8 protein-coding genes are annotated in these 13,080 nt (G+C 56.8%); 2 read left to right on the top strand and 6 right to left on the bottom strand.

The features are described from left to right. The 4 genes from RX395_RS07885 to RX395_RS07870 form a co-directional block, all read right to left on the bottom strand. Window positions 1-933, bottom strand: a 933-nt coding sequence (locus RX395_RS07885) for a restriction endonuclease subunit S (RefSeq protein WP_316366718.1), incomplete at its 3' end; no start/stop codon positions are given. Then, a complete protein-coding gene (locus tag RX395_RS07880) occupies window positions 934-2,412 on the bottom strand; it encodes a class I SAM-dependent DNA methyltransferase (protein ID WP_316366716.1) in 1,479 nt (492 codons plus the stop codon). It abuts the gene before it with no gap. Window positions 2,413-2,431: 19 nt separating this feature from the next. Continuing rightward, a complete protein-coding gene (gene hsdR, locus RX395_RS07875; RefSeq protein ID WP_316366714.1) occupies window positions 2,432-4,762 on the bottom strand; it encodes an EcoAI/FtnUII family type I restriction enzme subunit R in 2,331 nt (776 codons plus the stop codon). Window positions 4,763-4,955: 193 nt separating this feature from the next. Then, on the bottom strand, window positions 4,956-5,690 hold the full coding sequence (locus RX395_RS07870; RefSeq protein ID WP_316366712.1) for a 3'-5' exonuclease: 735 nt from the start codon (window positions 5,688-5,690) through the stop codon (window positions 4,956-4,958). A gap of 462 nt (window positions 5,691-6,152) precedes the next feature. Here RX395_RS07870 and RX395_RS07865 point away from each other — a divergent pair, with 462 nt between their 5' ends. Continuing rightward, window positions 6,153-6,278: a hypothetical protein gene (locus RX395_RS07865; RefSeq protein ID WP_316366710.1), complete on the top strand. Its 126-nt coding sequence runs from the start codon at window positions 6,153-6,155 to the stop codon at window positions 6,276-6,278. Between the two features lie 487 nt (window positions 6,279-6,765). Here RX395_RS07865 and RX395_RS07860 read toward each other — a convergent pair whose 3' ends face one another. Continuing rightward, on the bottom strand, window positions 6,766-8,157 hold the full coding sequence (locus tag RX395_RS07860; RefSeq protein ID WP_316366708.1) for an ATP-binding protein: 1,392 nt from the start codon (window positions 8,155-8,157) through the stop codon (window positions 6,766-6,768). Window positions 8,158-8,810: 653 nt separating this feature from the next. Here RX395_RS07860 and RX395_RS07855 point away from each other — a divergent pair. Continuing rightward, window positions 8,811-9,809 (top strand): hypothetical protein, encoded by a 999-nt coding sequence (locus tag RX395_RS07855; protein WP_316366707.1) that lies wholly within the window; start codon window positions 8,811-8,813, stop codon window positions 9,807-9,809. Between the two features lie 488 nt (window positions 9,810-10,297). On the opposite strand, the gene xdh is transcribed toward RX395_RS07855, so the two are convergent. Continuing rightward, window positions 10,298-13,075 (bottom strand): selenium-dependent xanthine dehydrogenase, encoded by a 2,778-nt coding sequence (gene xdh / locus RX395_RS07850; RefSeq protein ID WP_316366705.1) that lies wholly within the window; start codon window positions 13,073-13,075, stop codon window positions 10,298-10,300. Between the last annotated feature and the right edge of the window lie 5 nt (window positions 13,076-13,080).

Raw genomic sequence — 13,080 nt, 5'->3', positions numbered from 1 at the left:
GCGCTCGAGCAGGACGCCGGCGGGCTCGTCTGCGGGGTCCTGCGGCACGAGCCCTCCCTGAACCGCCAGCTGCAGCACCGACTTGCGCAGGCGGCCGGGCAGCGCGGCGTCGAGCTCCTCGCGGGCGTCCTCGAGCTCGCCGTACTCCTCGACCAGGGGCATGAGCTCGTTCACCCGCTCGACGATGCGGCGCTGCTCGGCGAGAGGCGGGAGGGGGAGAAATAGCTCTTTTAGCACTGCTGCTTTGATTCCTTTTGCGGTCGTCCCCGTGGCATGATCCTTAACTTGAATTTGGAACAGTGGAGATAGAATTATTTGGCAGAACAGGGCATTGTCTGGACCAGCTGTGCCGTAATTCTGAAGGGTAATGACACGCTGTCCACAGCTGCAACGTTTCATTTCGCATATCGCGCAATACCCCATCGGGGCTTCGGTTGTAAACAGCAAATCGCCACGGTGGGTCTCCCCGCGAGACAAGCGTGTTGCATATTCGTCTTCTGAAATATACTCCTCGCGCGTGTAATCAATATAGCCTTGGCGAATGTTGCTCGCAGTCATTAGCCGAACACCTGAAGGTGATTTGTGAGGTGTTTTACCCCTGTAATCAATGAAGTTATATACGGTTTCCAGCCTTGCCCAAGCCCACCCCTCGGGCAGCTCCTCAAACGGCACTTCGTTCGCGATGCACTTATCGCTAGTCACGCGGCCCTTGGCATCCACCCTCTTCTCATAGGGGGAGCCATCGGAACCGATATAGATAATGCTCTCCCCGCCTTTGGAGAACTTGGCCTTACCCTCAGCGATAAGCTTATGCTTCTCTTCACGGATGCGTTCGAGAAGGACGCTGGCAGGCTCGTCGTTCGGATCCTGCGGCACAAGCTTGCCCTCGACCGCCATTTGCAGAATTGAGTTCTTCAGGTCTTTTGCCTTCATCTACGCCTCAATCCCAAGAATCTCGCAAATTCGAGCCAACTTCTGGTCAATCTCGGCGTCGAGCTTAGTGCGCTCTTCTTTGTAGCTCCTAATCAGCTCGTCGGGCGGCAAAATCTCTTCTTCCTCGTGTGGATAGCCACACAAATCAAGATTGAAGCCGCCGTCTCGCAACTCGTCGACTGTATAGAACTTTGCCTTGGGATTACCATCTTCCTCGATATCTCGACGGTTCTCCCACCATTCCTTTACATGTGCAAAATGTTCGAGCCTAATGGGCTTAGTCTTAGAAAAGTGCTTATATCCCTCGGGCATATCCATGCGATAGAACCAGACGCCCTCAGAAGCCCCGGAATTATCGAAGAACAGAACGTTGGTAGTGATGCTCGTGTAGGGAGCGAAAACGCTCTGCGGAAGGCGCAAAACAGTATGCAGGTTCATGTCCTCAAGCAGGCGACGCTTGATCTCCGTCTTCGCGCTATCCTGGCCAAAGAGAAAACCATCCGGAATGATGACAGCAGCGCGGCCGCCTCGCTTAAGACGATAAAGGATGAGTCCAAGGAATAGATCCGCAGTTTCGGAGCTACGGAGTGCAACAGGGAAGTTGTTTTGCACTGACGCGCTTTCAGATCCTCCATAGGGCGGATTCATGAGTACGACATCAAACTGGCCATCAGGCTTGTGCTTCCATTCGCGAACATCTTTTTCAAGCGAGTTATCGTGAAAGACCTTGGGGTTGTCGATGTCATGTAGCAGCATGTTGGTTATGCACAACAGATAGGGCAGCTGTTTCTTCTCGATGCCATAAACCGAGCTCGTGTAGACCACGCGATCAGCCGGAGTCTCTATCTGGTCGCGGAGGATGTTGAGGGCGCTCGTCAAAAAGCCGCCTGTGCCGCAAGCAAAGTCAGCCACGGTCTCACCGAGCTTGGGCGCAAGTGCTCGGGCCATAAAGTCGGTCACCGCTCGGGGCGTGTAAAACTCGCCGGCATTGCCCGCAGACTGCAAGTCTTTAAGGATGGTCTCGTAAATTTCGCCGAAAGCGTGGCGCTCTTTGTACTCGGTAAAGTCAACCGCCTCGTCAATCTCATTGACGACCTGACGAAGCAGGATGCCATCTTTCATATAGTTGTTAGCGTCAGTAAAGGCTGCCTTAACGACAACGTGACACAGGGGTGCCTCAGGTGCAAGTTCTAAGCTCTCGAGAGTCTTGAAGAGATCGTTGTTTACAAAATCGAGGAGCTCATCGCCGGTAAGCGCCTTACCGTCCTTCGCATCGTGCGCCCAGCTATGCCAGCGCAGGCGCTCGGGGATGATGGACTGATAGGAGCCATCGTGAAACTCCCACTCCTGCTCCTTGGCATCGTAAATCTTGAGGAAGAAAAGCCAGGTCATCTGCTCGATGCGCTGCGCATCGCCATTGATGCCAGCATCTTTGCGCATGATGTTCTGCAGGGTCTTTACAAGAGATCCCAGTGCCATTTGCTATCGTTACCTTTCTCTATGCGATGTAGAGCTCGTCCTCGAGCATCTGCGCTGCCTGAATGTACTGTTGTTTGCCGCCGAATGCGGCAACGATCTTCATTGGGCTGCCAAACCGACGGAACTCCTCGAGATCGAGGACATGGGTATCGTCCAAGTCTACGAGGTTCGACGTCGCATATTTGTCGAGAAGTGCTTCAAGGACCTCACGCGCGACGCCGGCATACTCATAGAGCACGCCCTTTTTCTTGACACTATTGGCTCTCTCGCTGCGCGTAAGAGGTCTCTGGTCGTAAGCAATGTGGCAAATGAGGTCAAAGTCGCTCATTTGCTCCTGTCCAGTCTCGAGCCGCAGCTCATCCAGGAATACGCCACGCGCGCGCAGCTCATCGATAATCGCTTGTTTCTTATGTTCAGAGTTCCACGCCGCTAGGAAGTGGTCAAGAGTGTCGTATTCGCCGAGAATGTTTTTTCGCGTATAGTCCTTAAGGCTCTCAGTTACAAGAAGGCCATCGGAGGAGTAATACTGCACCATCTCCGACACTACGTAGACGTCGGCCCCATGAACATGATATTTCACATGGGAGGACGGATCGTCCGGCGGCAATACGGGTGGGTCTACGATCGGAGACGGAGGCGGAACGGGACTGCCGCCATTGCCGCCGGGACCCGGATCCGCAATGGGGTCACCCGGATTAGGCTCAAACACAACAACAGGTTCGCCATCAAACTCGGGATCTGCAAACAAACGCGATGCGTCACGAAAATCGAGGATGGTGAAATAGAGTTTGTCGTAGTCCTCACAGATACGGGTTCCGCGGCCGATAATCTGCTTGAACTCCGTCATTCCGTGCTCACCGAACTTGTTGTCGAGCACGACTACCTTACACGTCTTGCAATTAACGCCAGTGGTGAGAAGCTTCGAAGTCGTAACGATGGTCGGGTATTTCTCGTCGGGATCGATGAAGTTATCTAACTGAGCCTTACCTTCCCTGTCGTCACCCGTAATCTTCATGATGTAGGTGGGGTGATCTCTTACGATATCGGCGTTCTCGTTTACAAGGGCACGTCGCATATTTTCGGCATGCTCGATGTCAACGCAAAAGACTATGGTCTTGGAGTAACGATCCGTCTCCTTTAGAAATTGAGTTATCCGCTTGGCAACTTCCTCGTAGCGCTCTTTGATGACAATCTCGCTGTCGAAGTCTTGCTTCTCGAAAACACGTTTGGGCAGAGCTTCGCCGCGATCATCTACGGTGCCTTCCTCAGTACGGTATCCGTAAATGTCGACGTTCAGCTTAGGACGAATAACTTTATACGGGGCAAGAAAGCCATCCTCGATTCCCTGTTTAAGGGAGTAGGTGTAGACAGGTTCGCCGAAGTAGGTAATGTTTGAAACCTCTTCAGTCTCCTTTGGCGTAGCCGTCATACCGATTTGAATTGCACAATTGAAATACTCAAGTACCTTACGCCATGCGGAGTCCGCCGCGGCGCTTCCGCGATGGCACTCGTCGACGATAATCAAATCGAAGAATTCCGAGTCGAACTCGCGGAATATTTCTTCACCGTTTTCTCCAACAAGCTGTTGGTAGAGCGAGAAATAGACCTCGTAAGCAGAATCGAGCTTTCGACCTACGACCTTGGTTGTAACCCTCTTGAGAGGCTTGAAATCGCCGTCTATGGTCTGATCGACGAGAATATTGCGGTCCGCCAGATAGAGAACCTTACGAACCTCGGTAGTCTGTCGCAAGCGATGAACGATTTGAAAAGCCGTAAAAGTCTTTCCCGTTCCCGTTGCCATAACGAGCAAGATGCGATTCTTACCTCGCGCAATAGCTTCAAGCGTACGATTGATGGCGATGCACTGATAGTAGCGAGGATGATTGCCGCCGTGCTCCTGGTAATACGGAGCGGTTACAATCTCCTGGCTATACGGATGCTCAAGCCCCTTAGCTTTTGAGTATCGTGTCCAGAGTTCCACCGGAGTGGGGAACTCGTCCATGGCGAGAGCGCGCTCTTTCCCGGTAAGAAAATCGTGCTCGACAAAACCCTTTCCGTTTGAACTGTACGCAAACGGAATATCGAGCAGTTGAGCATATCCCATCCCCTGTTGGAGACCGGCGTCAACGGTGTGCCCCGTATCCTTGGCTTCGACAATTGCGATAGGGATACCGGGAGCGTACATAAGAAGGTAGTCCGCCTTCTTCTTGTCTTTACGGATGACCATGCTTCCGCGCACGACGATCTCGCCACTGGTAAAGAAATACTCAGTGAAGACTTGGGTATTACGATCCCACGACTTCACAATCGCAGGATCGATGAGCTTAAGCCGTGTATCAGACTCGTTCATACGTCTCGGAACCCCTCATCGCGCAAAGCGACAGCTGCTGATGTTGAATTGATTAATTTTATCATCACCATGCAATCTAGCAGCTGCTTTATACGAAATGAGACGAAGTAAAGTCAGCTCCGTGAGAAAGCTCCAAAGAAAGCAAAATGAGCCCCGTTGACTTGAGTCAGAGGTCATTCCCGGAGTCCCCCCCCTACCTCCCCTCCGCCTTCAGCTTCAGCAGCAGGTCGCTCAGCTCGGGGCACTTGTTGGAGAGACGCGTCTGGGCTCGCTCGCCCATCCCCCAACGCTGGCGGACTTCCTGGGCGCGCGGGCTCACGCGGTAGCTCCCGTCCATCACCTGCTTGAGCAGCTTGGCGGTTACGCGCGCATCGGCCAGGGCGCTGTGGGCGTGCCCCGTCGACTCGTCGAACTCGATGCCAAACCACGTCGCCGCGTCACTCAAAGAGACGCACCCGTGGCTGCCCACGTCCATGATTGAGGTGTAAAACGCCTGCAGGTCGGCCCAGTCCGTAGGAAATGCGGAAAGGTCGATGTGCTTTGCCTGACACTCGGTCAAAAGCTGTCGCCGGTCCGCCCCGCTCCAACAGACCACCTGGGCGGAGTAGCGGCCGATCCAATCGCTGAGCCTTTTGATCACCACATAGAGCGGATCGGCCGTCGCGGTGTCCACGGCCGATATCCCTGTGAGCTCGCGGACGGGGAACGCAACGCCTTCGGTAAATTCTGTCTGCACAAACTGCGAGAACTCGCCCATAACGTTGCCGTGGTAATCGAGCTTAACGGCGCCGACCTCGATAATCTCATTGCGCAGTCCACGACGCTGGCGCTGCTTTGGCACCGGCGCAAACTCAAAGTCCAGCACGATCTGGCGCGCAAAGTTTGTCGTATCGATAGCCGAGATACCCGGCATCTTTTCAGCTGACACGGTTAGGGCCTTTCTCCGTCAACTGCTGCTTGTTACACAAGCGGCTACATTGCCGTAAGGATAGGCGCCCGTGCGGACACAAAAGCGGGGTGCAACGCCATGCGCCGGTCGCACGCCATGCAGACTGCCCCAAGAGAGTCGCCCGCTCTATTCAAATGCATGAAAAAGATTTAGGCCCGGTGACTTGAATCAGCGGTCATCCCGAGCCGATCAATATGCAGTGTACCTACAGAGGGCTGGTTAATCAAACGGGCTTTCGGTGACGAAGACCTGCGCGTCTATCCCCAATCGCCCAGCGTCGTCTTCTGCCGCCCTTACGAAAGGCTGCTATTCGAGGGAATCACGTTGCTGTTATTATCGAACATATATTCGTATTTATGACCGCGCTTTGATAGAATGGCAGTTGTTGACGGCAGTTCCATGTGCCGGGCAGCGCCCTCCATGCGACGGGAGGTGATGCCCATGACCGATCTGATTGATTTCGTGAAGCTCCTGACCGCTTTGGTCTCGCTCCTCACGGCGCTTATCGGACTTCCCGAGGCACTTAAGCAGCGTACGAAGCAAAAGAAGAGGGGTCGACGCCGTTAAGGCATTGACCCCTTGAACTAAGTAACGGCGCTGCCCAGCTATCACCCTTGGGCTGCCGTCGACTTTATTCTACCCACGGTTGCCAGGTTTAACAAATGAATTTTCAGTAATGGAGCCTCGGAGCCCGCTCGCTCAACCACCTGGCCATCGGATTAGCCGGATTCTGGGACACGCCTTCCGTCCCAGGCCTCTACCGGAAAATGCGTCCCACCCTGAGGCTCGATTCCGGGACACGGTTTCCGTTTGAAGCCCCGATGGGAAAGCGTGTCCCGTTCCGAGAGCTCATTCCGGGATGCAGTTTCCGCTAGAGATGCCACCGGGAAAGCGTATCCCGTTTTGGAGCCAAATTCCGGGTCGTAGTTTCCGCCTGAGGGCCGATCCGGAAACGGCATCCCATTCTGAAGCCGAAATCTGGAACGCACTTTCCGCCAAAGGTCGCAAAAGGAAAGCACATCCCATTCCCAGCATCAAATCAGGACGCGCTTCATTATCCCCGCTCACACATCTCGGCAAACGAGATCAGCTTGACGTCTCCCCTACTCTCCGCGGCATCCCGACATCCCTGCGTAAAGCCGCTTTTTGAGAAAAGCGCATAGCTTTTTTGCTGCCGTCTAAAGAGCTCGCTTCGGTGCACGAGCTTTTGCAGCACATCCTCGCCAACCGGTTCATTGCGCCATTTGCACTCCGCAAACAGCGCAGCGCCCTCGCCATCGTCAACAATCAAGTCGATTTCTTCCTGCGTATGCGTGCGATTATCGGTCCCCCACCAGCGCCCGACGCTCGCCGGAACCACATCGAGCTGGCCCGCGCGCGCGAGTTCGTACACGTATTGTCTGCATATAAGCTCAAAGACCGTACCCATGTAATCCGATACGTGCGGCTCAATGCGCTTATACGCCATCTCGGCCATATCGTTTTGAATCAGCCCGATGTTCTGCGGAACAAACTTGTACCAGAACCTAAACATCTGGTCGCTCAGCAGATACACGGCTCGCTTATTGCTCGTCTCGTTTAGAGGCAGCTCGCGCTCGACAATCCCAAGCGACGCCAGCTTATCCACATAGCTCTTTACGTTGCTCGCAGGGATTCCCGTAGAGCTCGCAATCTCTGAGATCTTCGAGCGTCCCTGGGCAATTGCCTGCACGATCGCATCATATTGCTCGGGATTGCGGCACTCTTGCAATAGCAGGTTACTCGGCTCCTCAAAGAGATAGCCCGTAGGAGTAAGAAAAAGACGTTTGATGTTGTCCTTGAGCGGCGCGGCAGGATCGACTTTCTCGATATATGCAGGAATGCCGCCCGTCATGCCATAGCAAACTGCAGCGTCTTCGCGACTCATGCTCTGCCACAGGCCGAGGGTCGTCATAAAATCGAGCGGCATGATCTTAAACTGGGCCGTACGCCTACCGTATAGTGGACTCTCGTAGCCCAACACCTGTTCTTCCATAAACGAAAGAGACGAGCCGCATAGGATCAGCATGAGTCTGGTCTCTTTGTATAAGTGGTCGATCTTGTCTTGCAGCAACGAGCTGATTTCGGGATTCGATTGGGCGAGATAGGGATACTCGTCAATCACGACAACCAAACGTTCCGTGCGAGCCATGGTGGCCAATGCATCGAACGCTTCGTCAAAGCTACGAAACGACACGCCTGCAGCACCAACCGAACCCGCAAGTATCGCCTGGCTAAAGCCGTGCAGGTTTGCCTCCGCATTGGTACGACGTGCTTGAAAGTAAATAGCATTCTTGCCTTGAATGAACTCTGTGATAAGGCGCGTTTTACCTACGCGACGGCGGCCGTAAATCACAGGCATTTCAAAGGAGCCCGTGCCATACAGTCGATTGAGCTCGGACATTTCCGCTGTTCTTCCGATAAACATAGGGCCATCCTTCCTTTACGTTATAGCTAGCTATATTATACCTTTCTATAATATAGCTAGCTATAACGTAATTCGAAAAACAGCGCACGCAGAAGGGGCGGTACACCACCGCTCATGGACCGTTCTGGAAAATGAATCCCGTTCTGGAGCCAAAAACTGGGCCGTAGTTTCCGCCAAGCATGTCATCCGGAAAGTGCGTCCCGCTCTGAGCGCTCATTCTGGGATGCAGTTTCCATTTGAGGCCCATCGGGAAAGCGCGTCCCACTCTGGGGCCGAAATCTGGGACGCAGTTTCCGGTTGAGGGGCGTTCCGGAAAGCGCGTCCCATTCCGAACGTCAATTCCGGGACACAGTTTCCGCCGACACAGACGACGACCTGCAGCCCTTATCACATGCCTTCAAATATGCGGTCCAGAAACACAAAACAGCAGATAGATTGCTCTTTTTCGGAAAAGTACACGTCCCGAAACTTACCAAGACTTCATATCCAGCTACCGTTCACGGTCGCCGATTACCGCCCACCGATTCAAACAAGAAATATGTCGCCAAAAGCAGGTCATCTACCTGCATGGTTAGATTTTGGTCAGCTTTTGGTCAGCTGAGCGGCAAGTTCCAGCTGATACGTTTTTGCCACCCAAAAGGAGGCGGTAGCTCATGACCCATTGCAATGACCAGCTCATCGACCAACTGCTCACTCAAGCCGAACAAAAGGGGCGCTGTCTGATTCCCCCGAGCACGGCGATCCGAAAAGCGCTCCTTCGGCGCACCGGCGGCACGGTTGTCTCGCCCATGCCGGGGTTGTTTGCGCGAAAAACGCGCTGGGATGAACTCAACCGAGCGCAACGCCATTGCGAGATTATCCGCGCCCTTGCGATCATCCACCCCGATTGGACGTTCTGCTCGTTTTCGGCAGCTTGCCTGCTGGGGCTCGAGGTCTCGTGGCGACACCTGAACGTCGTGCATGTCTGCAGCTCGACAAAGCCGTCGGCTCGTCCGGGCGCACATATTCAGCGACACCAGATTGAGCCGGCCGGAGCAATGCGCAGAGCCGGCATATCGGTAACGCCGCCCATCAAAACGGCCACAGATTGCCTGCTGCAAACTGGTTTTGCCGACGGCATGCCCATTGCCGATTCGGCGATCTCAAAGCTCGGCCTTGCGCCGGAACAGCTGATGGAGGCCGTTGAGCAACGAGCGACTGCCCGCAATGGTCGCGCGATTCGCACCGCCCTCACAACGCTTCGATATGCCGACGCCCGCGCCGAGAGCGGCGGGGAATCGGTCGCCCGAGCCGTCATGATCGAGACGGGCTTTGCGCCCGACTGGCTTCAATACGAGCTGACGGACCCCTTCGATTCGGCCAAGCCCATACGAACGGACTTTGCCTGGGAGCGCCAGGCGCGGGAACTCACGCTGGGCGAGCTCGACGGGCTCATCAAATATACCGACCAGACCATGCTGGCCGGACGCACCACCGCCGAGGCGCTCGTTGCCGAACGACAGCGCGAGGCGCACCTATCGCTCTACGGTCACCCCCTGCTGCGCTTTACCATGAACGAGGTCCGCTCGGCAGGAATGCTCGCCAAAAAGCTGCAGACGGCAGGCATCCGGCAAACCGCTCTACCGACATGGCTCAACGAGGTGGACCTGTAGGAGCTGTTAGGCCAAGCATCGCCGAATCGCACCCCCCCTATTTGGGCCGCGTTTTCCCAACGACCACGCCAGCGGAAAGCGCGTCCTAGCCTGGACGCTCAAAACGGGACGCACTTTCCGGATGGCGGGGCTAGCGGAAACTGTGTCCCGGAATCAGGTCTCGGAACGGGTCGTGCTTTCCGGTTGAGTCCTTCAGCGGAAACCGCATCCCGGAATAAACGCTCAAACTGGGATGCACTTTCCAAACGGCCGGCCAGCGGAAAACACATCCCATTCTGAGGCACGATTCCGGGACGCAGTTTCCGCATGCGGCCCCGTTGGGAAAGTTCATCCCGTTCCGAAGCTGGATTCCGGGACACAGTTTCCGCATGCGGAGGCGCTCCAAACAAAAGGCCTCGGCTCGCGATGGAGCCGGGGCCAAAGGCGCAGCATATGCAGTTGATATTGAGCGCGAACAGCCCATCAGCAATGGCTGTCCGCGCCCTACCCTACCCGCGGTTGCGAACGCGGCTGTAGGGCGTATCCACCATGGGCAGATCGGGACGCAGCTTGCCGTCAAATGCGCGATAGGCGTTCTGTACGGCGGGCGCCGTGGGGATCGTTGCGATCTCGCCGATGCCCTTGCCGCCGTATGCCACGGGCAGCAGCTCGTCCTTCTCCACGTAGATGGCGTGGATATCCGGAATCTCGGGCGCGCGGAACAGCCCGAGCGTACCGTACCTTGCCTGAGGTACGCAGTCCTTGAGCGGCCAGTCCTCGGTAAGTGCGTAACCCATACCCATGAGCACGCCGCCTTCGATCTGACCCTGGATGGAGATGGGGTTGACCACCTTGCCGGAATCGTGCGCGGCATAGATCTCGCTCACGCGGCCGTCATCATCCAAAATGACCACATGTGTGGCAAAGCCGTAGCAGATGTGGCTCTTGGGGTTGGGAACATCCGCACCCAGCTTGTCGGTCGGCTCTAGGTACACGTAGCCAAACTCGCATCCCTCGAGCGCCTTGATGGCGGCCGCGGGATCCTGAGGATGCATACCCTGGCCGGCGACGAGCTCCTGCGTGTGCAGCTGATAGGCGCGACCGTCGTCGTACTCGATCTTGACGCCGTCGCCATGCGCATTCACGGGAGCGGCGGGCGCAGACTTGCCGGCCTCGATATCAAGCATGGCATCGCGCAGCAGGAAGGCGGCACCGCGTACGGCCTCGCCGGTCACGACCGTCTGACGCGAACCAGACGTGGTGCCGGAGTCGGGAGCGTTCTCGGTGGAGCACTCGCCGTTGGCGATGCAGCGAAGCGGCAGACCGCAGGCCTCGGCAACGTCCTGCAAAAAGACCGTGTTGCAGCCCTGGCCGATGTCGGACGTAGCGGCATAGACCACGGCGCGGCCATCCTCGACGCGAATCTTGCAGCGACCGGCATCGGGCAGGCCCACGCCCACACCAGCGTTCTTCATGGCGCAAGCGATACCGGCGTGTCCGGGATGCGCGTAGTAGGCATCCTTGACCTCGAGCAGCGTCTCCTTAAGCGCCGTGGAGCAGTCGGCAATCTGGCCGTTGGGCAAAACCTCGCCCGGCTCGATGGCATTACGGTAGCGAATCTCCCACGGATCTAGGCCGACCTTCTCGGCCAGCAGGTCGATCAGGCTCTCGAGTGCAAACTCGGACTGGCAAACGCCAAAGCCTCGGTACGCACCGGCGGGCGGGTTGTTGGTGTAGTAACCAAAGCCGCGAATGTCGGTGTTCTGGTACTTGTAAGGGCCAACAGCATGCGTGCAGGCGCGCTCGAGCACCGGGCCGCACAGCGACGCATAGGCGCCGGTGTCAAAGTTGATCTCGCAGTCCAAACCGGTAAAGTTGCCCTCGGCGTCGCAGCCCAGCGTAAAGGTACCATCCATGGCGTGGCGCTTGGGATGGAACGCAAGTGACTCGGCGCGTGTGAGCTTGCACTTCACAGGACGCTGGAGCTTATAGGCTGCAAGCGCAGCCAGGTGCTGGACCGAAACGTCCTCCTTGCCGCCAAAGCCGCCGCCCACGAGCATGGTCTCGACGACCACGCGCTCGGGTTCGCTATCCCAGCCAAACATATGGGCACACTCTTTGCGCGTATCGTAGGCGCCCTGGTCAGTCGACTGCACCTTGACGCCGTTCTTATACGGGAAGGCAACGGCGCACTCGGGCTCCAAGAAGGCATGCTCGGTAAAGGGCGTGGTAAAGCGCTGCGTCACGGTGAACGCGCTTTCGGCCAGCGCCTTGGCGGCGTCGCCGCGCATCACGTGACGGCTCTGACACACGTTGTCCTTGAGCTCCACCGTGTTGCCAAAGGCAAAGAAGCTGTCGTGCAGGCGCGGGGCATCGGCGGCCCTGGCCTCGGCGATGTTGCGCACGGGCTCCAGAGGCTCGTAATCGATCTTGACGAGCTTCTTGGCCTTCTCGAGCGTCGCCTCGTCCTCGGCAACCACCAGCACGATGGCGTCACCCACGCAGCGGGTGATATCGCCCTGGGCGATCATGACGTCCCAGTCCTGGATAAGGTGGCCGACTTGGTTGACCGGCACGTCCTCGGCGCGCAGAATACCCACCACGCCGGGCAGGGCCTCGGCCTTGGAGGTATCGATGGAGAGCACACGGGCGCGCGGATACTTGGAGCGCACGGCGCTGGCATAGGTCAGGCCCGGCTGATCGAGCTCGTCGATGTCGTCGGGATACTTGCCCTCGCCGAGCACCTTCTTGCGCACGTCAATACGGAAGGCGCGCTTGCCCACGCCGTAGTCATCGCCGCGCTCCAGGTCCTCGTCGATCTGCTTTTCGCCGCGGAGCACCGCAGCGGCCAGCGAGATGCCCTCGATAATCTTTTTGTAGCCGGTGCAGCGACAGACGTTACCGCGAATGGCGTACTTGATCTGCTCCTCAGTGGGCTCGGGGTCCTCGGCGATGAGCGCCGCACCCGCCATGACCATGCCGGGAATGCAAAAACCGCACTGCACGGCGCCCACGGCGCCAAAGGCGTACACAAAGGCCTCGCGCACGTCCTCGGGCAGGCCCTCGACGGTCACGATGTTGCGGCCGGCGGCAAGAGCGGTGGTCAGCACGCACGCCTTGACGGCCGCACCGTCCACATGGATGGTGCAGGTGCCGCAGGCGCCCTCGGAGCAGCCGTCCTTGGCGGAGTGAATGTGCAGGTCGTCGCGCAGATAGCGCAGCAGTGGTTTATTCTCCGTCGTCGTGTGCTCGACACCGTTAACGGTAAAAGTGAATTCCTGTGCCATGGTGA

The sequence above is a fragment of the Collinsella aerofaciens genome, assembly GCF_032584215.1.
Taxonomy (GTDB): Bacteria; Actinomycetota; Coriobacteriia; order Coriobacteriales; family Coriobacteriaceae; genus Collinsella.
This window is presented reverse-complemented; position numbering and strand designations above follow the sequence as displayed.